Origin of the sequence: Citrobacter sp. RHB21-C05 (genome assembly GCF_013889015.1) — a bacterium.
In the GTDB taxonomy this organism is placed as follows: Bacteria; Pseudomonadota; Gammaproteobacteria; order Enterobacterales; family Enterobacteriaceae; genus Citrobacter_A; species Citrobacter_A sedlakii.
The window spans coordinates 2,969,873-2,996,212 of the sequence record NZ_CP057611.1 but is presented as its reverse complement, the minus strand read 5'-3'; the positions used below and the strand labels follow the sequence as shown (position 1 = coordinate 2,996,212).

General features: G+C 58.2%; 26 protein-coding genes and 1 riboswitch. Of the genes, 15 read left to right on the top strand and 11 right to left on the bottom strand.

All coding sequences use genetic code 11. The annotated features are described in order from the left end of the window. Window positions 1-12: 12 nt before the first annotated feature. The 3 genes from HVX72_RS14415 to hutH all read left to right on the top strand — a co-directional run bounded on the left by HVX72_RS14415 (window position 13) and on the right by hutH (window position 4,114). The gene (locus tag HVX72_RS14415; protein WP_181821739.1) at window positions 13-738 is read left to right on the top strand and encodes a histidine utilization repressor; all 726 of its coding nucleotides are present in this window, start codon (window positions 13-15) and stop codon (window positions 736-738) included. 168 nt (window positions 739-906) lie between these two features. Next, window positions 907-2,592 carry a urocanate hydratase gene (hutU, locus tag HVX72_RS14410; RefSeq protein ID WP_181821738.1) on the top strand — a complete coding sequence of 562 codons (1,686 nt, stop codon included), beginning with the start codon at window positions 907-909 and terminating at the stop codon, window positions 2,590-2,592. A gap of 1 nt (window position 2,593) precedes the next feature. Further along, the gene (gene hutH, locus HVX72_RS14405; protein ID WP_181821737.1) at window positions 2,594-4,114 is read left to right on the top strand and encodes a histidine ammonia-lyase; all 1,521 of its coding nucleotides are present in this window, start codon (window positions 2,594-2,596) and stop codon (window positions 4,112-4,114) included. A gap of 45 nt (window positions 4,115-4,159) precedes the next feature. Here the strand turns inward: hutH and HVX72_RS14400 are convergent, their stop codons facing one another. Then, window positions 4,160-4,636 carry a kinase inhibitor gene (locus HVX72_RS14400; RefSeq protein WP_060569929.1) on the bottom strand — a complete coding sequence of 159 codons (477 nt, stop codon included), beginning with the start codon at window positions 4,634-4,636 and terminating at the stop codon, window positions 4,160-4,162. 56 nt (window positions 4,637-4,692) lie between these two features. Continuing rightward, window positions 4,693-5,982 (bottom strand): adenosylmethionine--8-amino-7-oxononanoate transaminase, encoded by a 1,290-nt coding sequence (bioA, locus tag HVX72_RS14395; protein ID WP_181821736.1) that lies wholly within the window; start codon window positions 5,980-5,982, stop codon window positions 4,693-4,695. A 76-nt stretch (window positions 5,983-6,058) separates the two neighbouring features. On the opposite strand from bioA, the gene bioB reads away from it, so the two are divergent. From bioB to uvrB, 5 genes are all read left to right on the top strand, one after another. Next, window positions 6,059-7,099: a biotin synthase BioB gene (gene bioB, locus HVX72_RS14390; protein WP_042285153.1), complete on the top strand. Its 1,041-nt coding sequence runs from the start codon at window positions 6,059-6,061 to the stop codon at window positions 7,097-7,099. Further along, entirely contained in the window at window positions 7,096-8,253 is a 1,158-nt protein-coding gene (gene bioF / locus HVX72_RS14385) for an 8-amino-7-oxononanoate synthase (protein WP_181821735.1), read from the top strand. The genes bioB and bioF overlap by 4 nt, the downstream gene beginning before the upstream one ends. Beyond that, the gene (gene bioC, locus HVX72_RS14380; RefSeq protein ID WP_181821734.1) at window positions 8,237-8,992 is read left to right on the top strand and encodes a malonyl-ACP O-methyltransferase BioC; all 756 of its coding nucleotides are present in this window, start codon (window positions 8,237-8,239) and stop codon (window positions 8,990-8,992) included. The genes bioF and bioC overlap by 17 nt, the downstream gene beginning before the upstream one ends. After that, a complete protein-coding gene (gene bioD / locus HVX72_RS14375) occupies window positions 8,985-9,671 on the top strand; it encodes a dethiobiotin synthase (protein ID WP_181821732.1) in 687 nt (228 codons plus the stop codon). Before bioC ends, bioD begins: the two co-directional genes overlap by 8 nt. A 563-nt stretch (window positions 9,672-10,234) precedes the next feature. Then, window positions 10,235-12,256 (top strand): excinuclease ABC subunit UvrB, encoded by a 2,022-nt coding sequence (gene uvrB / locus HVX72_RS14370; protein ID WP_181821730.1) that lies wholly within the window; start codon window positions 10,235-10,237, stop codon window positions 12,254-12,256. Between the two features lie 74 nt (window positions 12,257-12,330). Here uvrB and yvcK read toward each other — a convergent pair whose 3' ends face one another. Next, window positions 12,331-13,239, bottom strand: a complete 909-nt coding sequence (gene yvcK, locus HVX72_RS14365; RefSeq protein ID WP_181821728.1) for a uridine diphosphate-N-acetylglucosamine-binding protein YvcK — start codon at window positions 13,237-13,239, stop codon at window positions 12,331-12,333. Window positions 13,240-13,506: 267 nt separating this feature from the next. Then, window positions 13,507-13,656: riboswitch (molybdenum cofactor riboswitch) on the top strand. On the opposite strand from yvcK, the gene moaA reads away from it, so the two are divergent. The 6 genes from moaA (at window position 13,644) to HVX72_RS14335 (ending at window position 17,100) form a co-directional block, all read left to right on the top strand. Beyond that, on the top strand, window positions 13,644-14,633 hold the full coding sequence (gene moaA / locus HVX72_RS14360) for a GTP 3',8-cyclase MoaA (RefSeq protein ID WP_042285138.1): 990 nt from the start codon (window positions 13,644-13,646) through the stop codon (window positions 14,631-14,633). It overlaps the preceding riboswitch by 13 nt. A gap of 19 nt (window positions 14,634-14,652) precedes the next feature. After that, a complete protein-coding gene (gene moaB, locus HVX72_RS14355) occupies window positions 14,653-15,165 on the top strand; it encodes a molybdenum cofactor biosynthesis protein B (RefSeq protein ID WP_042285136.1) in 513 nt (170 codons plus the stop codon). A 2-nt stretch (window positions 15,166-15,167) separates the two neighbouring features. After that, on the top strand, window positions 15,168-15,653 hold the full coding sequence (gene moaC, locus HVX72_RS14350; RefSeq protein WP_042285132.1) for a cyclic pyranopterin monophosphate synthase MoaC: 486 nt from the start codon (window positions 15,168-15,170) through the stop codon (window positions 15,651-15,653). Next, complete coding sequence (gene moaD / locus HVX72_RS14345; RefSeq protein WP_181821726.1) at window positions 15,646-15,891, top strand: molybdopterin synthase sulfur carrier subunit; 246 nt, start codon at window positions 15,646-15,648, stop codon at window positions 15,889-15,891. Before moaC ends, moaD begins: the two co-directional genes overlap by 8 nt. A gap of 1 nt (window position 15,892) precedes the next feature. Next, a complete protein-coding gene (moaE, locus tag HVX72_RS14340) occupies window positions 15,893-16,345 on the top strand; it encodes a molybdopterin synthase catalytic subunit MoaE (protein WP_060569922.1) in 453 nt (150 codons plus the stop codon). Window positions 16,346-16,395: 50 nt separating this feature from the next. Next, window positions 16,396-17,100 (top strand): Bax inhibitor-1/YccA family protein, encoded by a 705-nt coding sequence (locus tag HVX72_RS14335; protein WP_042285122.1) that lies wholly within the window; start codon window positions 16,396-16,398, stop codon window positions 17,098-17,100. Between the two features lie 51 nt (window positions 17,101-17,151). Here HVX72_RS14335 and HVX72_RS14330 read toward each other — a convergent pair whose 3' ends face one another. Genes HVX72_RS14330 through HVX72_RS14320 form a run of 3 tightly spaced genes read right to left on the bottom strand, consistent with a single transcriptional unit; the run spans window position 17,152 to window position 20,113 of the window. After that, entirely contained in the window at window positions 17,152-18,114 is a 963-nt protein-coding gene (locus HVX72_RS14330; RefSeq protein ID WP_181821724.1) for a YbhN family protein, read from the bottom strand. Next, window positions 18,114-19,355 (bottom strand): cardiolipin synthase ClsB, encoded by a 1,242-nt coding sequence (clsB, locus tag HVX72_RS14325; RefSeq protein WP_181821722.1) that lies wholly within the window; start codon window positions 19,353-19,355, stop codon window positions 18,114-18,116. The genes HVX72_RS14330 and clsB overlap by 1 nt, the downstream gene beginning before the upstream one ends. After that, window positions 19,352-20,113 (bottom strand): endonuclease/exonuclease/phosphatase family protein, encoded by a 762-nt coding sequence (locus tag HVX72_RS14320; RefSeq protein WP_181821720.1) that lies wholly within the window; start codon window positions 20,111-20,113, stop codon window positions 19,352-19,354. Before HVX72_RS14320 ends, clsB begins: the two co-directional genes overlap by 4 nt. 131 nt (window positions 20,114-20,244) lie before the next feature. Between HVX72_RS14320 and HVX72_RS14315 the strand changes: the two genes are divergently transcribed. After that, window positions 20,245-20,655 carry a YbhQ family protein gene (locus tag HVX72_RS14315; RefSeq protein ID WP_042285112.1) on the top strand — a complete coding sequence of 137 codons (411 nt, stop codon included), beginning with the start codon at window positions 20,245-20,247 and terminating at the stop codon, window positions 20,653-20,655. Here HVX72_RS14315 and HVX72_RS14310 read toward each other — a convergent pair. From HVX72_RS14310 to cecR, 5 genes are all read right to left on the bottom strand, one after another. Continuing rightward, window positions 20,617-21,723: an ABC transporter permease gene (locus HVX72_RS14310; protein ID WP_181821718.1), complete on the bottom strand. Its 1,107-nt coding sequence runs from the start codon at window positions 21,721-21,723 to the stop codon at window positions 20,617-20,619. The two genes, HVX72_RS14315 and HVX72_RS14310, sit on opposite strands and share 39 nt — an antisense overlap. Before the next feature lie 90 nt (window positions 21,724-21,813). Continuing rightward, window positions 21,814-22,947, bottom strand: coding sequence for an ABC transporter permease (locus HVX72_RS14305; protein ID WP_042285106.1), 1,134 nt, complete (start codon window positions 22,945-22,947; stop codon window positions 21,814-21,816). After that, window positions 22,940-24,676, bottom strand: coding sequence for an ATP-binding cassette domain-containing protein (locus HVX72_RS14300; protein WP_042285102.1), 1,737 nt, complete (start codon window positions 24,674-24,676; stop codon window positions 22,940-22,942). The genes HVX72_RS14305 and HVX72_RS14300 overlap by 8 nt, the downstream gene beginning before the upstream one ends. Continuing rightward, complete coding sequence (hlyD, locus tag HVX72_RS14295) at window positions 24,669-25,664, bottom strand: secretion protein HlyD (protein WP_042285099.1); 996 nt, start codon at window positions 25,662-25,664, stop codon at window positions 24,669-24,671. The genes HVX72_RS14300 and hlyD overlap by 8 nt, the downstream gene beginning before the upstream one ends. After that, a complete protein-coding gene (gene cecR / locus HVX72_RS14290) occupies window positions 25,664-26,338 on the bottom strand; it encodes a transcriptional regulator CecR (protein WP_060569917.1) in 675 nt (224 codons plus the stop codon). Before cecR ends, hlyD begins: the two co-directional genes overlap by 1 nt. Window positions 26,339-26,340: the final 2 nt, after the last annotated feature.

Genomic DNA, 26,340 nt, shown 5'->3' with positions numbered 1-26,340 from the left:
GTAAATGTACGCATGAATGTCCTTCGACCCCGCGCGACACCCGCGCCGTATTATGAAACGGTAAAACGGGCGATCAGCGAGAAGATCGCCAGCGGCGTCTGGCAGCCGCACGATCGCATTCCGTCTGAAGCGGCGCTGGTGACGCAATACGGCTACAGCCGGATGACCATTAACCGCGCACTGCGCGAGCTGACCGACGAAGGACTGTTGGTGCGGTTACAAGGGGTTGGAACCTTTGTCGCCGAGCCAAAAGGCCAGTCGGCGCTGTTCGAGATTCGCAGTATCGCTGATGAAATCACTGCCCGCTCGCATCAGCACCGTTGCGACGTGCGGGTGCTGGAAAGAAGCCCCGCGAATGCCCTACAGGCGGCCGCGCTGAAGATCAACGAAGGCAGCGATATTTTTCATTCCGTGATGGTGCACTTCGAAAATGAATTGCCGGTACAAATTGAAGATCGCATCGTCAATGCACAGGTGGTGCCCGACTATCTGGCGCAGGATTACAGCCAGACCACGCCGCACGCTTATCTGTCGTTGATCGCCCCGCTCACGGAAGGGGAGCACATTGTGGAAGCGGTTCGTGCCAGCGCCGAAGAGTCTGCGTTATTAACCATCAACGAAACCGAACCCTGCCTGTTGATCCGCCGTACCACCTGGTCCGCCACGCAAATTGTCTCCCACGCGCGGCTGCTTTTCCCCGGTTCCCGTTACCGCTTGCAGGGCCATTTCTCTTCCTGACCCTGCGTCCTGGAAAGCGTGATTGCTGACGCAATATGATAAAAATGTATCTTTTCTGTTAAATTCAGCCTTGTTATGTCTTGTATAGACAAGTATATGTTTATGCCATAGCTGAATCATTCCCTACGTCGGTATCGTCAGGTCCGGCCCTTCAGGAGAGGCAGTGTTATGTCATATAGCAAATACCGTCAGCAGACGATCCGCGCGCCGCGGGGAACCACCTTAACGGCCAAAAGTTGGTTAAGCGAAGCGCCGCTGCGTATGTTAATGAACAACCTGGATCCGGATGTTGCCGAAAATCCCTATGCGCTGGTGGTCTATGGCGGCATTGGTCGGGCGGCCCGCAACTGGGAATGTTTTGACGCCATTGTTAAGGCGCTGACTGCGCTGGAGGACGATGAAACCCTGCTGGTGCAGTCCGGTAAGCCGGTCGGCGTATTTAAGACCCACCGCAACGCGCCGCGCGTGCTGATCGCCAATTCCAACCTGGTTCCTCACTGGGCCACCTGGGAACATTTTAACGAACTGGATGCGAAAGGGCTGGCGATGTACGGCCAGATGACAGCCGGGAGCTGGATCTACATAGGCAGTCAGGGAATTGTGCAGGGCACGTATGAAACGTTTGTCGAAGCGGGGCGCCAACATTATCACGGCGAGTTGCGCGGACGCTGGGTGTTGACGGCGGGACTCGGCGGCATGGGCGGCGCGCAGCCGTTAGCGGCGACGCTGGCGGGGGCCTGTTCCCTGAACATTGAATGCCAGCAGAGTCGTATCGATTTTCGCCTGCGCACCCGCTATGTTGATGAGCAGGCGACCTCGCTGGACGACGCGCTGGCGCGCATCGAAAACTACACCCGTGAAGGCCGCGCGGTGTCTGTCGCCCTGTGCGCTAACGCCGCGGACGTGCTGCCCGAGCTGGTAAAACGCGGCGTGCGTCCGGATCTGGTGACTGACCAGACCAGCGCCCACGATCCGCTGCACGGCTATCTGCCTTCCGGCTGGGACTGGCAGACATACCAGCAGAAGGCGGTTTCCGATCCGCAGGGAACCGTCGAAGCCGCAAAGCGCTCTATGGCGAAGCACGTGCAGGCCATGCTGGCATTTCACAGGATGGGGGTGCCCACGTTTGATTACGGCAACAATATTCGTCAGATGGCGAAAGAGATGGGCGTGGACAACGCCTTTGATTTTCCCGGTTTTGTACCCGCCTATATACGTCCGCTGTTCTGCCGCGGCATCGGCCCGTTCCGTTGGGTGGCGCTCTCCGGCGATCCTGAGGATATTTATAAAACCGACGCCAAAGTGAAAGAGATCGTCGCGGACGATGCGCACCTGCATCGCTGGCTGGACATGGCCCGCGAGCGGATCCGCTTTCAGGGGCTTCCGGCGCGCATCTGTTGGGTCGGGCTGTCGTTACGTCAAAAGATCGGACTGGCGTTTAACGACATGGTGCGTCGCGGCGAACTTTCCGCGCCGATTGTCATTGGTCGCGACCACCTGGACTCCGGCTCCGTTGCCAGTCCGAACCGTGAAACGGAAGCGATGCGCGACGGCTCCGACGCGGTGTCCGACTGGCCGCTGCTTAACGCGTTACTCAATACCGCCAGTGGCGCGACCTGGGTGTCGCTGCATCACGGCGGCGGCGTCGGCATGGGCTTCTCGCAGCATGCCGGGATGGTGATTGTGTGCGACGGCAGCGATGACGCCGCGGAGCGAATCGCCCGCGTGCTGCACAACGATCCGGCGACCGGCGTGATGCGCCATGCCGACGCGGGTTATGAGATCGCCATTGAGTGCGCCGCTGAACACCAGCTTAATCTGCCGATGGTTGCGGCAACCCAGGAGAAACGCTGATATGAACACCTTGACCTTAACGCCGGGGCAGCTCACTTTTTCGCAGCTTTGTGATGTCTGGCGGCAGCCGGTCAAGCTGACGCTTGATGCCAGCGCCATCGACGGCATTCACGCCAGCGTCGCCTGCGTGAACACGATTGTGGCGGAGGGGCGCACGGCCTACGGCATTAATACCGGCTTTGGCCTGCTGGCCCAGACGCGGATCGCCGATCACGATCTGCAAAATCTTCAGCGCGCGCTGGTGCTGTCACATGCCGCAGGGGTTGGCGAAGCGCTGGATGATGCGATGGTGCGCCTGATCATGGTGCTGAAGATCAACAGCCTGGCGCGCGGGTTTTCCGGTATCCGTCTGTGCGTGATCGAGGCGCTGATCGCGCTGGTAAACGCCGAGGTCTATCCGCTGATCCCGGCGAAAGGCTCGGTGGGCGCATCGGGGGATTTAGCGCCGCTGGCGCACCTGTCGCTTACTCTGCTCGGCGAGGGAAAAGCGCGCGTTCAGGGTGAATGGCTACCGGCCAAAGAGGCGCTGAAAAAAGCCGGGCTGGCGCCGCTGACCCTGGCGGCGAAAGAGGGATTAGCGCTGCTCAATGGCACTCAGGCGTCAACGGCGTTCGCGCTGCGCGGCCTGTTTGAAGCCCAGGAACTGTTTGCCTCCGCCGTGGTTTGCGGCGCATTAACCACTGAAGCGGTGCTGGGATCGCGCCGTCCGTTTGACGCGCGGATCCATGCCGCACGGGGGCAGCCTGGACAAATTGACGCGGCGGCGCTGTACCGTCATGTGCTAACGGAAACCAGCGCGCTGTCGCAGTCGCACCATAACTGCGACAAAGTGCAGGATCCGTATTCACTGCGTTGTCAGCCGCAGGTGATGGGCGCGTGTCTGACCCAGATGCGTCAGGTGAGAGAGGTTTTGCTGATCGAAGCCAACGCGGTGTCCGATAACCCGCTGGTTTTTGCGCAGGAGGGTGATGTCATCTCCGGCGGTAATTTTCACGCCGAACCGGTGGCGATGGCGGCAGACAACCTGGCGCTGGCGATTGCCGAAATCGGCGCGCTCGCTGAGCGTCGAATTGCGTTGATGATGGATAAACACATGTCGCAACTGCCGCCGTTCCTGGTAAAAAATGGCGGCGTGAACTCCGGCTTTATGATTGCCCAGGTGACGGCGGCGGCGCTGGCCAGCGAGAACAAAGCGCTGGCGCATCCGCACAGCGTTGACAGTCTGCCAACCTCAGCGAATCAGGAAGATCATGTGTCGATGGCGCCGGCGGCAGGGCGCAGGCTGTGGGAGATGGCGGCCAATACCCGCGGCGTGTTGGCGGTCGAGTGGCTGGCGGCCTGTCAGGGGATCGATCTGCGCGACGGACTGACGTCCAGTCCGCTGCTTGAGCAGGCGCGCGCAACGTTACGCGAGCAGGTTGCCCACTATACCGACGACCGTTTCTTTGCCCCGGACATAGAATGCGCGACCGAACTGCTGGCGCAGGGAGCGCTGCTGCGTTTAGTGCCGGACTTTCTGTAAGGAGTACCGGATGGCGGCACGTTAGCGTCGCCATCCGTTATCAGGTTAACTGAACATGGCGGTGATCGACGCGCTGGCGAGCGCGTGGAAATGGACGTTAAAGCCGACCATCGCGCCGCTGGCCTCTTCATCGACCTCGATACGATCCACGTCCAGCGCATGAACTGTAAAGATATAGCGGTGCGTTTCGCCTTTCGGCGGCGCCGCGCCGCCGTAGCCCGCTTTACCGAAATCGGTGCGGGTCTGCACCACGCCGTCCGGTAGCGCCACCAGACCGGAGCCGAAACCCTGGGTCAGAACGCGGGTGTCGGCGGGTAAATTCGCTACGCCCCAGTGCCACCAGCCGGAGCCGGTGGGCGCATCGGGGTCGAAACAGGTTACGACAAAACTTTTCGTTCCTGCCGGAACGTCATCCCAGGCCAGATGCGGCGAAATATTATCGCCGTCGTAACCCATGCCGTTAAAAACGTGACGCAGCGGAAGCTTATCGCCGTCGCGGAAATCGTTACTGATGAGTTTCATGCTGATTCCTCCCTTAACCAAAAAGTTTAGCCAGAAACGTTTTAGTTTACCGCCAATTAAACGCGAAAAAATGTTTCTTCGCGCACAGCTTCGTTAACCGCCTGCGTCAGACAACGCAGTTGCTCCGGCTGGATAATGTACGGCGGCATCAGGTAGATGAGTTTGCCGAACGGACGCACCCAGACGCCCCGCTGGACAAAGAATTTTTGCAGCGCCGCCATATTGACCGGATGAGTGGTTTCCACCACGCCGATCGCGCCGAGCACGCGTACGTCCGCGACCCATGGCGAATCTGCCGCCGCGGCCAGTTCGGCACGCAGTTGCGCTTCAATGGCCGCCACCTGCTGCTGCCAGTCGCCGGATGCCAGCAACGTCAGGCTGGCGTTTGCCGCCGCGCAGGCCAGCGGGTTAGCCATAAATGTCGGGCCATGCATAAAACACCCGGCGTCGCCGTTGCTGATAGTGTCGGCTATCTGGCGGGTGGCGAGGGTGGCGGAAAGGGTCATCGTGCCGCCGGTGAGCGCTTTACCCAGACAGAGAATATCCGGCGATACCCCGGCGTGCTCGCAGGCAAACAGTTTGCCGGTGCGGCCAAAACCGGTGGCGATCTCGTCGGCGATCAGCAGGATGCCTTCGCGATCACACATCTTACGGATGCGCTGCAGCCACTGGGGATGGTACATGCGCATTCCGCCCGCGCCCTGGACGATGGGTTCGAGGATCACTGCGGCGATCTCATGCCGGTGTGCGGCCATCAGGCGGGCGAACGCCACCATATCGCGCTCATCCCATTCGCCGCCCATCCGGCTTTGCGGCGCCGGGGCAAACAGGTTTTCCGGCAGATAGCCCTTCCACAGGCTGTGCATGGAGTTGTCCGGATCGCAGACTGACATGGCGCCGAACGTGTCGCCGTGATAGCCGTTGCGAAACGTCAGGAAACGCTGTCGCGATTCGCCTTTTGCCTGCCAGTATTGCAGCGCCATTTTCATCGCCACTTCAACGGCCACGGAACCGGAATCCGCAAGGAAAACGCACGCCAGGGGCTCGGGCGTCATCGCCACCAGTTTACGGCACAGGTCGATGGCCGGTGCATGGGTAATGCCGCCAAACATCACGTGCGACATGGCGTCAATTTGCGTTTTCATCGCCGCGTTGAGTACGGGATGGTTGTAGCCGTGGATCGCCGCCCACCACGACGACATGCCGTCAATGAGGTGTTCGCCGCTGGTGAGGATCAGTTCGCAACCTTCCGCGCGCGCGACCGGATACACCGGTAGCGGAGAGGTCATGGAGGTATAAGGGTGCCAGATATGGCGCCGATCGAAAGCGAGATCGTCCGTTGTCATAATCGACTTGTAAACCAAATTAAAAACATTTAGGTTTACGAGTCTACACGGTTCTCACAACAAAACGTAGAAAATTATGACCAAACATTCTCGCTGGACGCTGTCGCAAGTCACCGAATTATTTGAAAAACCGCTGCTGGATCTGCTCTTTGAAGCCCAGCAAATCCACCGTCAGCATTTTGATCCTCGCCAGGTGCAGGTCAGTACATTGCTGTCGATTAAAACCGGCGCCTGCCCGGAGGATTGCAAATATTGCCCACAAAGCTCGCGCTATAAAACCGGGCTGGAAGCAGAGCGCCTGATGGAGGTCGAACAGGTGCTGGATTCGGCGCGCAAGGCGAAAAACGCCGGGTCCACCCGTTTCTGTATGGGGGCGGCGTGGAAGAACCCTCACGAGCGCGACATGCCGTATCTTGAGCAAATGGTGCAGGGGGTGAAGGCGATGGGGCTGGAAGCCTGTATGACCCTCGGCACCCTGAGCGAAGCGCAGGCGCAGCGGCTGGCGGCGGCGGGGCTGGATTACTACAACCACAACCTCGACACTTCGCCGGAGTTCTACGGCAATATCATCACCACCCGTTCTTATCAGGAGCGTCTGGATACGCTGGATAAAGTGCGCGATGCCGGGATCAAGGTCTGCTCCGGCGGGATTGTCGGGCTGGGCGAAACGGTAAACGATCGCGCCGGTTTGCTGCTGCAACTGGCGAATCTGCCGACTCCGCCGGAAAGCGTGCCGATCAACATGCTGGTGAAGGTCAAGGGGACGCCGCTGGCCGATAACGACGATGTGGACGCATTTGACTTCATCCGCACGATCGCGGTGGCGCGCATTATGATGCCCACCTCGTACGTGCGTCTCTCTGCCGGTCGCGAGCAGATGAACGAACAAACCCAGGCAATGTGCTTCATGGCGGGCGCGAACTCTATCTTTTACGGCTGCAAGCTGTTGACCACGCCGAACCCGGAAGAAGATAAAGACTTACAGCTGTTCCGTAAGCTCGGACTGAACCCGCAGCAAACCGCCGTGCTGGCAGGGGATAACGAGCAGCAGCAGCGGCTGGAGCAGGCGCTGATGACCCCGGATACCGACGCCTGGTACAACGCGGCAGCGGTATGAGCTGGCAGCAAAAAATCGACGATGCGCTAAACGCGCGTCGTTCAGCGGATGCCCTGCGTCGTCGTTACGCGGTTGAGCAGGGCGCGGGCCGCTGGCTGATGACCGGCGATCGCCGCTTTCTCAACTTTTCCAGCAACGACTATCTGGGCTTAAGCCACCATCCGCAGATTATTCACGCCTGGCAACAGGGGGCGGAACGCTTCGGCGTAGGCAGCGGCGGCTCCGGCCACGTCAGCGGTTATACCGTTGCGCATCAACACGTTGAAGAAGAGCTGGCGGACTGGTTGGGTTACCCGCGCGCGCTGCTGTTTATCTCAGGTTTTGCCGCTAATCAGGCGGTCATTGCCGCGTTGATGGCAAAGGACGATCGGATTGTCGCCGATCGCCTCAGCCATGCCTCGTTGCTGGAGGCGGCAAGCCTTAGTCCGGCGTCGCTTCGCCGTTTTACCCATAACGATACCCGGCATCTGACGCGACTGCTCGATGCCCCCTGTCCGGGGCAACAACTGGTGGTCACTGAAGGTGTATTCAGTATGGACGGCGACAGCGCGCCGCTGGCGGAGATCCAGCGTGCGGCAGCGCGGCGCAACGCCTGGCTGCTGGTGGACGATGCCCACGGCATTGGCGTCTGCGGCGAAGAAGGGCGCGGCAGCTGCTGGCGGCAGCAGGTGCGACCAGAACTGCTGGTCGTGACCTTTGGTAAAGGCTTTGGCGTCAGCGGCGCGGCGATATTGTGTTCAGCCCGCGTGGCGGATTATCTGCTGCAATTTGCCCGACACCTGATCTACAGCACCAGCATGCCGCCTGCTCAGGCGCAGGCGATCCGGGCCTCCCTTGCGGTGATCCGCAGCGAAGAAGGCGACGCGCGCCGGGCGAAACTGGCGGCGCTCATCGCACGCTTTCGTCGCGGCGTAGACCGCAGCCGTTACCGACTGGGGGAATCGCACAGCGCGATCCAGCCGCTGATCGTTGGCGATAACGCGCGGGCGCTGCATCTGGCGGAAACCCTGCGCAGCCGTGGCTGCTGGGCGACGGCAATCCGTCCGCCAACGGTGCCTGCGGGGACGGCGCGTTTGCGTCTGACTCTCACCCAGGCGCACGAGCGTGAAGACATTGACCGTCTGCTGGAGGTGCTAAATGACACAGGTGAATAAACAGGCCATCGCGGCGGCGTTTGGCCGTGCGGCGACGTGTTATGAACAACACGCCACGCTGCAACGGTTGAGCGCGGACGCGCTGCTGGCGCAGTTGCCGCAGCAAAGCTATGGGCAGGTGCTGGACGCCGGCTGTGGTCCTGGCCGGTTGAGCCGTTACTGGCGTGAGCAGGGCAGTCAGGTCACCGCGCTGGATTTGTCCTCACCCATGCTTGACGAGGCGCGGCGGCGTAATACGGCGCACCACTATCTTGCCGGAGATATCGAATCGCTGCCGTTGGCGAGCGCGACGTTCGATCTCGCCTGGAGTAATCTCGCCGTTCAGTGGTGCAACGATTTACACGGCGCGCTGAGCGAACTTTACCGGGTGGTGCGTCCCGGCGGCAGAGTGGCGTTCACAACGCTGGCGAAAGGGTCGCTGCCGGAGCTGCATCAGGCATGGCGGGCAGTCGATAACCAAACCCATGCTAATCGGTTCTTACCGCAGGCGGCGCTGCGCGATGCCCTGCGCGGCTGGCGTAGCGAAAGCCATCTGCACACGTTGACCCTGTGGTTTGACGATGCGCTGAGCGCGATGCGTTCGCTGAAGGGGATTGGGGCCACGCATCTGCACGAAGGACGTGAACCGCGCGTGCTCACCCGTGCGCAGCTGCAAAAAGTGCAGTTGGCCTGGCCTCAACAACAGGGAAAGTATCCGCTCACCTACCATCTTTTTGCAGGAGTTATTGAACGTGATTAAACGCTATTTTGTTACCGGTACTGATACCGAAGTCGGGAAAACCGTCGCCAGCAGCGCTTTGCTCCAGGCGGCAGGCAAAATGGGGCTGCGCACGGCCGGGTATAAGCCGGTTGCCTCCGGCAGCGAAATGACGCCGGAAGGGTTGCGCAACAGCGATGCGCTGGCGCTCCAGCGCAGCAGCAGCCTGCCGCTGGACTACGCGGCAGTGAATCCTTATACCTTCGCCGAGCCGACCTCGCCGCACATCATCAGCGCCGGAGAGGGCAGACCGATTCAAACCGATGTGATGTCAGCCGGGCTACGGGCGCTGGAAACCCGCGCGGAGTGGGTGCTGGTGGAAGGCGCGGGCGGCTGGTTCACGCCGCTGACAGAGGACGTTACGTTTGCCGACTGGGTGCAGGCGGAACAACTGCCGGTGATTTTAGTGGTCGGCGTGAAGCTGGGGTGTATTAACCATGCGATGCTCACCGCGCAGGCCATTCAGCAGGCCGGGCTGACGTTAGCCGGCTGGGTGGCGAATGACGTCCAGCCGCCGGGTAAACGCCACCGCGAGTATATGGCGACGCTGGCGCGGGTTATTCCCGCGCCTTTACTCGGGGAAATCCCCTGGCTTGGCGCTGAAGCGCGAACCGTCGCAACAGGACAATATCTGGATCTCACGCTTTTGACAGGAGAGTAAATGGCGATTTTGCGAGCAATATCGCCTGCGACAGGCCGTTTCGTTAGCTGATAAAAATCAAAATTTAGCGATAATTTTTTTTTATTGTCCTGAAATCCGTCAACGAGGGGAAATTGCCAGGCGGCAGACCGTGTGGGCTGGAAGCAGTTATCCACTATTCCTGTGGATAACCTTGTGTATTAGAGTTAGAAAACGCAGGGTAAGCGAGAGAATACGCGGCTTCCAGCCAAATTGATGCGAAAGACGGCTTTGTTAAATATTATTTACTTTTCAATTAGTTATATAAAGGCAATAGCTGTCGCAGAACTGTCATTGAATGCAATAAAACTTTCATGACACGACTTGACAATGTTAATGAAGTGATTGGTTTGGGGATAACCCCGCCGGTCAGAAGATTATCTTGTCAGCGGTGAAATTCTCGCCGCTGACGCTGTGTCTTTTCGGCGCGTAACACAAATTTTCTCCGTCGTTACTGTTTTTTCATCCAGTATATTTTACTGGCAATATTATGCGCTGCGAGTAAAATTACAAGCCTGCCCGCCCATTGCTTCAGGTAGCTGCCCATGAGTAAACCGTTCAAACTGAATTCCGCATTTAAACCGTCAGGCGACCAGCCAGAGGCGATACGACGCCTCGAAGAAGGGCTGGAGGATGGCCTGGCGCATCAGACGCTGCTTGGCGTAACGGGGTCAGGGAAAACGTTCACCATCGCCAATGTCATTGCCGATCTCCAGCGTCCGACCATGGTGCTCGCGCCGAACAAAACGCTGGCGGCGCAGCTGTACGGCGAAATGAAAGAATTCTTTCCGGAAAACGCGGTGGAATATTTCGTCTCTTACTATGACTACTATCAGCCTGAAGCCTATGTGCCCAGTTCCGACACCTTCATTGAGAAAGACGCGTCGGTAAACGAACACATTGAGCAGATGCGTTTGTCGGCAACCAAAGCCTTGCTCGAGCGTCGCGACGTGGTGGTGGTGGCCTCGGTGTCGGCGATCTACGGTCTGGGCGACCCGGATCTGTACCTGAAAATGATGCTGCACCTGACGGTGGGGATGCTGATCGACCAGCGCGCGATCCTGCGTCGTCTGGCCGAGCTACAGTACACCCGTAACGATCAGGCGTTCCAGCGCGGCACCTTCCGTGTACGTGGCGAGGTGATCGACATCTTCCCAGCGGAATCCGACGACATCGCGCTACGTGTGGAGCTGTTTGACGAAGAGGTGGAGCGGCTGTCGCTGTTTGATCCGCTCACCGGACAGGTGGAATCGACCATTCCCCGCTACACCATCTACCCGAAAACCCACTATGTCACGCCGCGCGAGCGTATTTTGCAGGCGATGGAAGAGATCAAAGACGAACTGGTTGATCGCCGCAAGATCCTGCTGGCGAACAACAAGCTGCTGGAAGAGCAGCGTCTCAGCCAGCGCACCCAGTTCGATCTTGAGATGATGAACGAGCTTGGCTACTGTTCGGGGATCGAAAACTATTCACGCTATCTTTCTGGACGCGGACCGGGCGAGCCGCCGCCGACGCTGTTCGATTATCTGCCCGCAGACGGCCTGCTGGTGGTGGATGAATCGCACGTCACCATTCCGCAGATTGGCGGCATGTACCGTGGCGACAGAGCGCGTAAAGAGACGCTGGTGGAGTATGGGTTCCGCTTGCCTTCCGCGCTGGATAACCGTCCGCTGAAGTTCGAAGAGTTTGAAGCGCTGGCCCCGCAGACTATCTATGTTTCCGCGACGCCGGGCAACTATGAGCTGGAGAAATCGGGCGGCGACGTGGTGGATCAGGTGGTTCGTCCGACCGGCCTGCTGGATCCGGTCATTGAGGTGCGTCCGGTGGCGACGCAGGTGGACGACCTGCTTTCAGAGATCCGCGCGCGGGCGTCTATCAATGAGCGCGTGCTGGTGACAACCTTAACCAAGCGGATGGCGGAAGATCTCACCGAATACCTGGAGGAACACGGTGAACGGGTGCGCTATCTGCACTCGGACATCGATACCGTCGAGCGTATGGAGATCATTCGCGACCTGCGCCTCGGCGAGTTTGACGTGCTGGTAGGGATCAACCTGTTGCGAGAGGGGCTCGACATGCCGGAAGTGTCGCTGGTGGCGATCCTTGACGCGGACAAAGAAGGGTTCCTGCGCTCTGAACGTTCGCTGATTCAGACCATTGGCCGCGCGGCGCGTAACGTTAACGGCAAAGCTATCCTGTACGGCGATAAGATCACCCCGTCGATGGCGAAGGCCATTAGCGAAACCGAGCGCCGCCGTGAGAAACAGCAGCAGTACAACGAGCAGCACGGCATTACCCCGCAGGGGCTGAACAAAAAAGTGGTCGATATTCTGGCGCTGGGTCAGAACATCGCGAAGACCAAAGCGAAGGGCAGGGGCAAGTCACGCTCCACGGCGAAGGCGGATATCGTCGGGATGGATATGTCGCCGAAGGCGCTGCAGCAGAAGATCCATGAGCTGGAGGGGCAGATGATGCAGCACGCGCAGAATCTGGAGTTCGAGGAAGCCGCGCAGATCCGCGACCAGCTCCATCAACTGCGTGAGCTGTTTATCGCCGCGTCATAATCCGGTATTCAGGCAAAGCGTCGCAGACCGGAAAAGCGAAGCGCTACGCCGGTCGCGATCGAGACATGCCCGATTTAACCCAGCGCCTGCACCGCTTTTTCCAGCGCGCAGTGCAGTAGCTGGCGGTCATGGCGATAGGGGATATCGCTGGCTTCCAGCTCCTCTTGAATCACTACTCTGTCGTTGATGGCGCTGACGTCAACGTTAGGACCGACGACCACGGCGTCAATCACTCGTTTACCGACATACTGCTCCATAATCGCCAGTTTATCGACCAGAGTCAGGCTGGCTGCCGGCAGACTCAGTTCACGCCCCAGATTGCCGATATAGACCATCGGCGCCTGGGTGCGGCGCAGCGCCTGCGCCAGGTCATCCAGCAGCAGGATCGGCATCAGGCTGGTGTAAAAACTGCCAGGGCCAATCAGGATCAAATCCGCTTCGTTAATTGCTTGCACCGCTTCACGCGTGGTGGGCACGTTGGGTGACAGCATCAGGTCCTGCGGCGGGGTGAGCAACTGGTCAATATTCACTTCGCCATACACCTCATGCCCCTGATCGTCGATCGCCATCAGATCGACCGGCAGTTCCGACATCGGGATTAAATGCGCGTCGACTTTAAGCAGGTTACGAATTAAATTGATCGCCTCCAGAGGCCGCACGCTCAGGTGATCGAGCGCCTTTAACATCAAATTTCCCAGGTTATGACCTGAAAGTTCGCCATTACCGCCAAAACGATACTCAAACATAGCCGACGCGACGCTGGGTTCGGTTATCAACTGGTTAAGGCAGTTGCGCATATCCCCCCAGGCGATACCGCCTTCCGAGCGGCGGATACGTCCGGTCGAGCCGCCGTTATCGGTGGTGGTGACAATGCCGGTGAGGCGTGAGCCCAGTGATGAAAGTGATGAGAGAACGCGTCCTAATCCATGCCCTCCGCCGAGAGCGACGACACGATCCAGGTCAGCCAGCGTACGATTGCGCATAAAATATCCTGAAGTCAGATTTACCTCGCTACAGTAGCGCACATCGCGGGTTTTCAGCAATTCACTCCCCGCTGGAGAGAGAAATAAATTCTGCGCAGCTACCCCTTTTGTACGAGATGTCGGTTACTGCCTAATGATGTATATCAATGCAAAAAGCCCATTTTCGCTTATTCTGTAGCGAAATAGCACGATCATGACGCTATATATAAGTTTATATAGCGTTAGGCGTAAATGGCAAAATGGTCGTTTACGCGCTAGTATCGGCTAATCATTAAAAAACACTCTAGCCTCTGCGCCTGGGTCAATGAAGACATTGATATGGCGCTTTGGCCGTGACAGCGTAAACGCGTTGCCACCAGGGTGCAGGAAGAAATGACTGCGCCTCCCGTACTGGAAAGGTGTCTATGGCCTCACAACTGACCGATGCTTTCGCGCGCACGTTTTATTACCTGCGTTTGTCGATTACCGATGTGTGTAACTTTCGTTGCACCTACTGTCTGCCGGATGGCTACAAGCCCGGCGGCGTCACCAATAACGGTTTTCTTTCTGTCGATGAAATTCGTCGGGTTACCCGCGCGTTTGCCAGTCTTGGCACCGAAAAAGTGCGCCTGACCGGCGGTGAACCTTCCCTGCGCCGCGATTTTACTGACATCATCGCTGCTGTGCGGGAGAACGACGCCATCCGCCAGATAGCCGTCACTACTAACGGCTATCGACTGGCGCGTGATGCCGCAGCCTGGCGCGAGGCCGGGTTGACGGGCATCAATGTCAGCGTCGACAGCCTGGACGCCCGGCAGTTTCACGCCATTACCGGACAGGACAAATTCCGGCAGGTGATGGCGGGCATTGACGCCGCCTTTGAGGCGGGCTTTACAAAGGTCAAAGTCAATACCGTGCTGATGCGTGACGTGAATCATCATCAGCTCGATACCTTCCTGAACTGGATCCAGACGCGCCCTATCCAGCTACGCTTCATCGAACTGATGGAAACGGGCGAGGGCAGCGCGCTTTTCCGCAAACACCATATTTCCGGCCAGGTGCTGCGCGATGAACTGCTGCGTCGTGGTTGGATCCACCAGCTGCGCCAGCGCAGCGACGGCCCGGCGCAGGTTTTCTGCCACCCCGACTATGCGGGCGAAATCGGCCTTATCATGCCGTACGAGAAAGATTTCTGCGCCACCTGTAACCGACTGCGCGTCTCTTCGGTGGGTAAACTGCATCTGTGTCTGTTTGGCGACGGCGGCGTCAGCCTGCGCGATCTGCTGGTCGAAGACTCGCAGCAGCATGCGCTGGAAGAACGTATTTCTCTCGCGCTGCGTGAGAAAAAGCAGACCCATTTCCTGCATCAGAACAACACCGGTATTACGCAAAACTTATCGTACATTGGCGGTTGATCGCTAAAAGGAGTTTTCCATGAGTCAGGTAAGCGCTGAATTTATCCCGACCCGTATCGCTATTCTTACGGTGTCGAATCGTCGTGGTGAGGAGGAAGATACCTCCGGTCATTTTCTGCGTGACGCGGCACAGGAAGCGGGACATCAGGTGGTGGATAAAGCCATCGTCAAAGAGAACCGCTACGCCATCCGCGCCCAGGTGTCGGCGTGGATCGCCAGCGAAAACGTTCAGGTAGTGCTGATCACCGGCGGGACAGGGCTTACCGAAGGCGATCAGGCGCCGGAAGCGCTGCTGCCGTTGTTTGACCGCGAAGTTGAAGGCTTTGGCGAACTTTTCCGAATGCTGTCGTTTGAAGAGATTGGCACCGCGACGCTGCAGTCGCGCGCGGTGGCAGGTATGGCCAACCATACGCTGATTTTCGCCATGCCGGGTTCAACGAAAGCCTGCCGTACCGCCTGGGATAATATCATTGCTCCGCAGCTTGATGCGCGCACCCGTCCGTGTAACTTCCACCCTCATCTGAAGAAATAAGTATGTCGCAACTGACCCATATTAACGCCGCTGGCGAAGCGCACATGGTCGACGTTTCCGCTAAAGCGGAAACTGTTCGCGAAGCGCGCGCCGAAGCCTTTGTCACCATGCGCAGTGAAACACTGGCAATGATTATTGACGGCAGCCACCATAAGGGCGATGTCTTTGCCACCGCGCGCATCGCGGGCATCCAGGCGGCAAAACGCACCTGGGAGCTGATCCCGCTGTGCCATCCGTTGCTGTTGAGCAAAGTTGAAGTGCAACTGCTGGCTGAACCGGAGCACAACCGCGTGCGCATTGAGTCACTGTGCCGTCTGACCGGCAAAACCGGCGTTGAGATGGAGGCGTTAACCGCCGCGTCGGTTGCGGCGCTGACCATCTACGATATGTGTAAAGCGGTGCAGAAAGATATGGTGATTGGTCCGGTGCGACTGCTGGCGAAAAGTGGCGGCAAATCGGGTGATTTTAAGGCGGATTCTCATGATTAAGGTTCTCTTCTTCGCCCAGGTTCGCGAACTGGTTGGCACCGATGCGCTGAACGTGGCGGCTGATTTTCCCACCGTTGAGGCGCTGCGCCAGCATCTGGCGACAAACAGCGACCGCTGGGCGCTGGCCCTGGAAGACGGCAAACTGCTGGCGGCAGTCAACCAGACGCTGGTCAGCTTTGATCATCCGTTAAGCTCGGGTGACGAGGTGGCGTTTTTCCCGCCGGTAACGGGAGGCTGAGATGGCGGAAACAAAAATCGTGGTCGATCCGGCGCCGTTTCGTGTCGGCGACGAATACCCGTGGCTGGCGGAACGTGACGAAGACGGCGCGGTTGTGACCTTCACCGGCAAAGTCCGCAATCACAACCTCGGCGACAGCGTGAAGGCGCTGACGCTGGAGCACTATCCCGGCATGACCGAAAAAGCGCTGGGCGAGATTGTGGCAGAGGCGCGCGCGCGCTGGCCGCTGGGGCGCGTTACCGTGATCCATCGCATCGGCGAACTGTGGCCGGGCGATGAGATCGTGTTTGTCGGCGTCACCAGCGCGCATCGCAGTAGCGCCTTTGAGGCGGGCGAATTTATTATGGACTACCTGAAAACCCGCGCGCCATTCTGGAAACGTGAAGCGACGCCGGAGGGCGAGCGCTGGGTGGAAGCCCGCGACAGCGACCAGCAGGCGGCAAAGCGCTGGTAGCAGAATGTGATACGCTTATACAGGTGTCACTTTTTTAACAGGAGATTTTCATGGACAGATTTCCACGATCCGATTCAATCGTGCAGGCGCGTTCCGGTCTGCAAACGTATATGGCGCAAGTGTACGGCTGGATGACCGTCGGACTGCTGCTGACCGCGTTTATTGCGTGGTATGCGGCGAATACCCCTGCGGTCATGATGTTCGTCTTTTCCAGCAAAATCACCTTTTTTGGCCTGATTATCGCCCAATTAGCGCTGGTTATTGCGCTTTCGGCGATGGTGCATAAGCTCAGCGCGGGCATGGCGACCACGCTGTTTATGCTCTATTCGGCGCTCACCGGGTTGACGCTGTCGAGCATTTTTATCGTCTATACCTATTCGTCCATCGCCAGCACCTTTGTGGTGACCGGCGGGATGTTCGGCGTGATGAGCCTGTGGGGTTACACCACCAAACGAGACCTGAGCGGCTGGGGCAATATGCTGTTTATGGCGCTGATAGGCATTATCCTGGCGTCGCTGGTGAACTTCTGGCTGAAGAGCGAAGCGCTGATGTGGGCAGTGACCTATATTGGTGTGGTGGTGTTTGTCGGCCTGACCGCCTATGACACCCAGAAGCTGAAAAATATTGGCGAGCAGATTGATGTGCGCGACAGTTCAAACCTGCGCAAGTACTCGATTCTCGGGGCGCTGACGCTGTATCTGGACTTTATCAACCTGTTCCTGATGTTGTTACGTATCTTCGGCAACCGCCGGTAATCTCACCGAACCTGATGGCGGTTCCGCCATCAGGTTCGGCACGTCAGAAGACTACTTCGCCATCGCCTTTTCGTTTTTCGCCCGCAGCTTTTTCGCCCGGCTTTCCAGCACCAGATAACAAATCAATGCCAGCAGCAGCGGTATGAAATAATACAGTACGCGGTAAGCGAGCAGGGCGGCGATGATTGTCCCTTGCGAAGTATGCTCACCGGCGAGTAGCGCAATGAACACCGCTTCCAGCACGCCGATCCCCGCAGGAATATGGACTATCACCCCGGCGATACTGCTCACCAACAGCACGCCCAGCACAAAGAAGTAGTTCACATCCTGGCCCATCAGTAGCCAGATAATCAGTCCCATCACCATCCAGTTGGCGCTCGAAATGGCCATTTGCACCAGCGCAAATTTCCACGACGGCAGCACCAGTTTTTGCCCTTTGATGGTGACATGACGGCGCTTAGCAAAGGCGCAGAACCACATATACACGGCGATGACAAGCAGTAGCGCCACGCCGAGAATGCGCAGCGTGCCTTCGTCGATATACCAATGGGCGGGCAACTGCACCACGCCGAAGGTAAAGATAATCCCGCCCAGCAGAATGTAGCCAAGCCAGTTGGTGGTAATACTCAATGAGAAAATGCGGGTGATGGTGCTGCCTGGCAGACCGAGGCGCGAATAGAGTCGATAGCGCATCCCGATGCCGCCGACCCAGGTGCTTAGCGTCAGGTTAAAGGCGTAGCAGATAAACGACACCAGCATGACCTGGCGCTTCGCCAGCTTATGCCCGCAGTAAGCGCGCCCCAACAGATCGTAGCAGCCGTACAATAAATAGCTGACGATCACCAGCCCGACAGCGCTGAGCAGCGCCACGCGGTTGTAGTCGCGGATAACCGTCCAGACATCCTCCCAGTTGACCTTTTTGGCATAGATGACCAGCAGGACAATTACTGCAATAAAAAAAAGCCAGGTAAGGATCTTTTTCGCCAGCCGCCAGCGCGGATGAGATTTCGCCATTAGGGTTTCGCTCCTGTATCTTGTGCTTCAACGCGGTCCTGCGTCTCCATCTCGGGCTGGGCTGGCGGTTCAACCTGTGCCAGATGTGGAGTATGCGCAGGCAGCCAGCCCACCAGCGCCGGGAAATGACGTAAAAAGTGGAACGCCAGCACGCTCTTGGTCAGGTTCCACCAGGTGCGTTTGGGCACCATCGACTCATCCACCTGTTTACAGTCTTTCTCGATGATCGCATTAAGGTTATCGCGCAGAGTCTGGTTAAACTGACGGTCGTGTATGATCAGGTTCGCTTCCAGATTCAGCGACAGGCTGAGCGGATCGAGATTACTGGAGCCGACCGTCGCCCAATGGTCGTCCATTAACGCCACCTTGCCATGCAGCGGTTTGCGGCGGTATTCGTACACCTGAACGCCGCCCTTTACCAGATAGTTGTAAAGCAGGCGCGCGCCGACTTTCACAATCGGCATATCCGGTTCGCCCTGTACGATGAGCTTCACGCGTACGCCGCGACGCGCCGCATTGCGCATCGCATGGAGCAGTCGATACCCGGGGAAGAAATAGGCGTTGGCGATAATCACCTCCCGCCGCGCCTGGGTCAGCATTTTCAGGTAGTGGCGTTCGATGTCATCGCGATGTTCTTCGTTATCGCGCCAGACAAACAGCGCTTGCGCCTCGCCGGGCTGGTGGTTCTCTACCGCCTGGTGATGACGCTTCCACCAGCGGCGTACCGCGCTCTGCCCCGGAAGATTTTCCACCTCGAACTGTAAAATATCGGCCACAATCGGACCTTCGACGCGTACCGCGTAATCCTGCTTGGCCTCGGGACCATAGTCGGACATATGCTCATCGGAATAGTTAATGCCGCCGACAAATGCCACCCTGGCGTCGATCACCACAATTTTGCGGTGCATGCGGCGAAAGACGTTGGTGCGCATCCCAAAGATCCGTGGGCGGGGATCGTAGTAGCGGAACACCACGCCTGCAGCGGTCAGTTCACCCACAAATTCATCGCTGAGATCCGGCGAGCCGTAGCCGTCGAGCAGCACTTCCGCTTTTACGCCACGTTTGGCCGCTTTGAGCAGCGCCGCATGCAGCTGTTTCCCAACGTTGTCCTCAAACCAGATGAAGGATTCCAGAATGATCCTTTGCTCTGCTTCGGCAATGGCTTTATACACGGCGGGGTAAAATTGATCGCCGTTTTCCAGCAACTGAATCTGGTTACCTTCACGCCAGCCACACTTCATAAATGGACCTCCGCGCTCAGGGGAGCATGATCGGAAAGATGACGCCAGTTGCGCAGCGGCAACGCCGTTGGCGCACTGGTATTGGCATTTTTAACGTAAATACGATCGAGTCGTAATAGCGGCAGGCTGACCGGAAAGGTGCGCGCTGGACGACCGTTGGCGCGGGTGAAGATCTCCTCCAGCCCGGCCGCTTTTTTCAGCGGATGGTTGGCTTTTTGCCGCCAGTCGTTGAAATCGCCAGCCACCACCACGGGTTCGCCGTCGGGCAGGGCGTTGACCCAGTCGGCCAGCATTTTGAGTTGCGCCTGACGATGCGCTTCCCGTAAGCCCAGATGGACGCACATCACATGGATCGGATGGTTAAGCTGCGGCGGCACTATGCGGCAGTACAGCACGCCGCGCTTTTCGCTGCCCGCAACCGACACATCGCGGTTTTCATAGTGTTCAATCGGATAGCGCGACAGCACCGCGTTGCCATGATGACCTTCCGGGTATACCGCGTTGCGTCCATAGGCGTAGTCGCTCCACATGGTATCGGCGAGAAATTCGTAATGGGTAGTGTCCGGCCAGTTCTCAACGTGCAGCGGATGCACTTCATGGGCGCCCAGCACTTCCTGCAGGCACACAATGTCGGCGCCGACTGTGCGCACGGCGTCGCGCAGCTCCGGCAAAATAAAGCGCTTGTTAAAGGCGGTGAACCCTTTGTGCGTATTAATGGTGAGCACTTTGAATGAAAAATTACCGGTGTGTTGAGTCATGATTCTCCTGTCAACGTCACTATCCCGAGTAAATAGTGTAGTCGTCGTCACAAAAAGGTGCGTTGTTACGGAATTTTCCGTAAAGTTCGGTACTCTGAATCATTAGACGGAAATCCTTCAGGAGAAAAGCCATGAAGTGGCAACAACGTGTTCGTGTCGCAACGGGGTTAAGTTGCTGGCAGATAATGTTGCATTTACTGGTAGTGGCGATGCTGGTAATGGGCTGGATGAGCGGCACGCTGGTTCGCGTCGGCCTTGGATTATGTGTCGTGTACGGCATCACCGTACTGCTGATGCTGGCACTGCAACGCCATCATGAACAGCGTTGGCGGGAAGTGGCCGACGTGCTGGAAGAACTCACCACCACCTGGTATTTCGGCGCGGCGCTGATTGTGCTGTGGCTGTTGTCCCGTGTGCTGCAAAATAATGTCCTGCTGGCGTTAGCGGGCGTCGCTATCCTTGCCGGGCCCGCCGTGGTATCGCTGCTGGCGAAAGATAAAAAGCTACATGACCTTGCGTCTAAACATCGCATACGCCGCTGATCCCGTCGTGGCCGCGATCACCAGTAGCGGCCACAAACTCCCCCAGACAATCGATAAACTCGCGTCCTTCAGATAGATCTGCTTGGTGATATCGGTAAAGTGACGAATCGGGTTAATCCACGTCAGGTTCTGCAACCATACCGGCATATTTTCGACCGGCGAGACGTAACCCGACAGCAAAATCGCAGGCATCATAAAGACAAACACGCCGATAAACGCCTGCTGCTGCGTTGAGCAGAGCGAGGAGATCAGCAGCCCAAACCCGACCAGTGACAGTCCGTAAATCACCATCGTGAAGTAAAACAGCGCCAGCGATCCGGCAAAGGGGATTTGGTACGCCCAGATCCCGATGGCCAGCACGATAGTCGCCTGGAACGTGGCGACTATCAGCGCAGGCACCGCTTTACCGATAAAGATTTGCCAGGTGGTGAGCGGCGAGACCAGCAATTGGTCGAGCGTGCCCTGTTCGCGCTCGCGCGCCACCGAGAGCGAGGTGACGATCATGACGCCGATCGTCGTGATCATGGCAATCAGCGACGGCACCACAAACCATTTGTAGTCGAGGTTCGGGTTATACCAGTTGCGGACCTCCAGCTCGCTGTTGTTCGGCTTCGGTTTGCCTTCCATCAGTTCCTGCTGGTAAACCTTTACGATTTGCTGGAGATAATTGGCGGCGATCTGCGCGCTGTTGGAGTTACGCCCATCGAGAATCAACTGCATCGGCGCGGGCTGGAAGGTGTCCAGATTGCGGGAAAAATCCGCCGGAAAGCGGACCAGCAGCAGCGCTTTCTGCGTGTCGATGGTGGGCTGAATCTCCTGCGGGCTGTTCAGCAACAGCACGTGAGTGAAGGCTTTGGCGCGGGCGAAACGCTGGGTCAACTCCACGGCGTGTTTACCGTTATCCTCGTTATACACGGCAATGGTGGCGTTCGTGACCTCCAGCGTCGCGGCAAAAGGAAACAGGATCACCTGTATCAGCACCGGCAGAATTAAAATCGCGCGGGTCTGCGGTTCGCGCAGTAAAGACTGCAACTCTTTGCGGATCAGCGTCCATAAGCGATGAAACATCTCATTTTCCTCGCGCCAGAGGCGGCGTAAATGCCGGTTCCGGCCTGTATGCCCGTAGGTCTGATAAGCACAGCGCCATCAGGCGAACAATCAATCCAGCCGACGTTTGGTTTTCATCCACGTCAGGCCAATGAACATCACCGCCGAAGCGATCAAAAACAGCACGTTAACTACCAGCACCACCGGGATATTTCCCGCCAGAAACAGGCTTTGCAGGGTACTGACGAAATAACGCGCCGGAATGATATACGTCACTGCGCGGATCACCGCCGGCATGCTGTCGATCTGGAAAATAAACCCGGACAGCATAATCGACGGCAAGAATGCGGCATTCAGCGCCACCTGGGCGGCGTTAAACTGGTTACGGGTGATGGTGGAAATGAGCAGTCCCATCCCCAGCGTGCTCAGTAAAAACAGACTGGTGATGAAGAACAGCAGCAGCAACGAGCCGCGGTAGGGTACGCCGAGAATAAACACCGACACCAGCATACAAAGCAGCATGGCCAGCATACCGAGAAAGTAGTAAGGGATGAGTTTGCACAGCAGCAGCTCAACGCGCGTGACTTCCGTCGAGAGGAGCGCCTCCATGGTGCCACGCTCCCATTCACGCGCCACAACCAGTGAGGTGAGGATCGCGCCAATCACCGTCATGATAATGGTCACCGCGCCGGGAATAATAAAGTGTTGGCTGATGGCCGCCGGGTTAAACCAGTAGCGCGTCTGTACGTCAATTAATGGTTCAAATTCTTCCCCCCGGTCTTCGGCGCGCTGCATTTGCCAGATCTGCCAGATGCCTTCCACGTAGCCCTGCACAAAGTTGGCGGTGTTGGGTTCGCTGCCGTCGGTGATCACCTGAATGGGCGCGGTATCGTCGGCGCGCGCCATCTTTTCGGCGAAATCCACCGGAATAACCACCAGACCGCGGATCCGCCCGGCCTGCATTTTTTCGATCAGCGCCTGACGGTTATCGCTGATGGTGGCGTCGATGTACGGCGAGCCGGTCATCGCGTGAGTAAAGTCCAGCGCCTCTTCACTCTGCTGTTCCAGCAAAATGCCGACGCGCAGCTTGCTGGAATCGAGGTTAATTCCGTAGCCGAAAATGAACAGCAGCAGCAGGGGGATCACCACCGCAATCAGCCAACTGCTGGGATCGCGGACGATCTGCCGCGTCTCTTTCACACACAGAGCGCGAACGCGACGCCAGGAGAGAAGCGGATTACGCATGTCCGTGCTCCTTATCCCATTCGTTGATCAGGGTGATGAAGGCCTGCTCCATGGTCGGGTCCGCCGTGTCGTCATCGGCGGCCTGCGCTTTCAGGTCATCCGGCGTACCGCTGGCGATCAGCTTGCCCCGATACACCAGTCCGATACGGTCGCAGTATTCCGCCTCGTCCATAAAGTGAGTGGTAACCATCACCGTCACCCCTTTTTCCACCATGCTGTTGATGTGCAACCAGAATTCGCGGCGGGTGATCGGGTCGACGCCGGAGGTCGGCTCGTCAAGAAAGAGGATGTCCGGCTCATGCATCAGCGAACAGGCCAGCGCCAGTCGCTGTTTGAAGCCCAGCGGCAGCGCGTCGGTTGCCTGGGCGGCAATGCTTTTCAGGCCAAACGCTTCGCTCATGCGGGCGATTTTTTCGTTCTGCGCTCGTCCGCGCAGGCCATACACGCCGGAGAAGAAGCGCAGATTTTGTTCGACCGTCAGGTTGCCGTAGAGCGAAAATTTTTGCGCCATATAGCCGAGATGCTGGCGCGCCTTGCCGGAGCTGACCTTCAGGTCCATATCCAGTACCAGCGCTTTACCCGAGGTCGGCACCAGCAGGCCGCACATCATTTTAAAGGTGGTGGACTTACCTGCGCCGTTTGGCCCCAGCAGGCCGAAGATCTCTCCACGCTGTACGGCGAAGTTAACGTGGTCGGTGGCGGCGAAATCGCCAAATTTTTTCGTCAACGCTTTTGCTTCAATCACGGTTTCGCCGGGCGTGCCTTCCACGGTGTGCAGAATCGCGCCCAGCGGCGACTCTGACGTGGCGGCGCCGCCCAGCAGATCGATAAACGCATCTTCAAAGCGCGGCGCGGTTTCGTTGATCGCAATGTCCGGCATGCCTTCGGCACGACGAATGTCTTCTGCCGACGTCTCTTTTTTGACGATCAGACGCACCGACTTGCCCTGGATCATGCCGTCGCTCACCTGCGGCAGCTTTAACGCCCGCTGAAGCAGTTTGCGGTTGTTCTCCTGCGGGCTATGCATCAGGAAACTGCGCCCGGCCATGGTTTTGGTCAGCTGCGTCGGATCGCCCTGGTACAGCAGCTCGCCTTCGTTCATCAGCAGTACGTCGCGGCATTGCTCGGCTTCGTCGAGATAGGAGGTGCTCCAGAGGATCAGCATCCCGTCACCCGCCAGCTCGTGCACCATTTGCCACAGCTCGCGGCGGGAAATGGGATCCACACCGACGCCGGGTTCGTCCAGCAACAGCACTTTCGGTTCGCCCACCAACGTACAGGCCAGCCCCAGTTTCTGCTTCATACCACCAGAGAGTTTTCCGGCCAGGCGTCCGGTAAACGGACCGAGAGAGGTGAATTCCAGCAGACGGGCAAAGGTTTTTTCCCGCACCTCACCGGTGACGCTACGCAGGTCGGCGTACAGATTCAGGTTCTCCATGACGGTGAGATCCTCATACAGCCCGAATTTTTGCGGCATATAGCCGAGCACCGCGTGCAGCGCGCTGTCGTTTTTGATCGGATCAAAGCCGATCACCGTCGCCGCGCCGTCATCGGGCTTCAACAGGCCCGCCAGCATACGCATCAGGGTCGTTTTACCCGCGCCGTCTGGCCCCACCAGTCCGGTGACGTAACCGGCGTGAATGGTGCAGTCGAGCGGTGCGACCGCGGGCTTATCCATGCCCGCGAAACGCTTTGTCAGTCCCGTGAGCGTAATGACGGCGTCATTCATGTCCTGCCTCATCGCTGAACCGCAACGTGACCGGCATCCCCTGACGCAGCGCGTCGTCGGCATCGGTCACGACAATGCGCAGGCGATACACCAGGTCGGTACGCAGATCCGGCGTTTCAACGGTCTTTGGCGTAAACTCTGCGGTCGGGGAGACAAAGCCGATTTTGCCGTGATACGGCTTATCCGGACGGCCATCGGTATACAGCAGGATGTCGCGTCCCGGCTGCGCCTGGCTTAGGTTTCGCTCATCGACATAGGCGCGAACCCACACCGGGCGGGTGAGCGACAGGGTCAAGACCGTGCTGCCTGCGTTGAGCATGCTGCCGGGCTCTACCGCGCGGGTCAGCAGCGTACCGTTCGACGGCGCCAGCAGAGTGGTGTCCTGAAGATCGAGCTCCGCCTGCGCCAGCTGGGCCTGGGCCTGTTCAAGACTGGCCTTCGCCTGGGCGATATCCTGCTCGCGGTTACCGGAGCGGTACTGGCTCAGCTTATCCTGTGCGGATTTCAGCGTCGCCAGCGCCTGATCGCGGGACGAACGGGCATTTTCAAGGTCGTTGGCGGAGATGGTGCGACTTTTCCAGAGTCCCTGCTGACGGTTATAGAAGTTTTGCGCATAGTCATACGCCGCCTGCGCCTGCCTTACCGAGGCGGCGGCCTGGGCGATCTCTTCGTCGCGATAGCCTGCCAGCATCAGGTCATACTGGGCCTGGGCGACAGACACACCGGCTTTCGCCTGCATTAGCGCGTTTTCATACGGCGCGTGATCCAGTTCGCCCAGCACCTGTCCGGCTTTAATCGTGTCGCCTTCGTCCACGGTCAGCGAGGCAAGCCGACCGCCGACGCGAAAGCTCATATTCACAGTGCGGATATCGACGTTGCCGTAGAGCGTCAGACCGTTATCCTGCCGACTCTGATACCACCAGGCGCCGCCCGCCAATACGGCGACCAGCACCGCGATAGCCAGCCCGATAACAACAGGTTTTTTCATCAGTCCAGACTCCTTTGCGATAGACCTTGCAGAATGAGATCGATATGACAGGTCACCGTCTGCTCGATCAGCGCCGTTTTTTCATCATCAAATTGTGACCAGCCGGCGCGTAACAGAATGGTTTCTTTGCCAAGGCGGAACGCCAGCACTTCGCCCAGCAGAGCATGGGTATGCAAAATGGTGCGCGTGTCGTGGGCATCGCAGCCGGTGTAGGCGGCAATAAGACGCGTCAGATGGCTGTGCAGCGGGTCGATTACCTGCTTGTGGACCAGCTGATAGGCCGCCGTAGGGGAAAGCTGCTCGCGCGAGATAAACTTGCTCAGATTCACGGTGTCTTCCTGGGTCAGCAGCATAATCATGTTCTTACAGGCGCGAAGGATCAGTTCGCGCATCGCCGCGCGGTCCGGCTCCGGCTGGCTAAACAGTTGCTCCGCCTCTTCGGCGTGTGGGCGAAACTGTTCTCCAATGAAGTCGGCAATCCACTGGGCGCAGGCGAGGTATAAATCCTCTTTCGAACCAAAGTAGTAGGGGATAGCGGCAATGTTCTGTCCGGCCAGGGCGGCTATGTCGCGAGTCGTGGCATGCAGGCCATACTCGCCGAACTGCGCCAGCGCGGCGGCGATCAGTTGGCTTTTCGCCTGTTCGCCTTTGCTTGTCATCGTGGGGGTAGTCATCG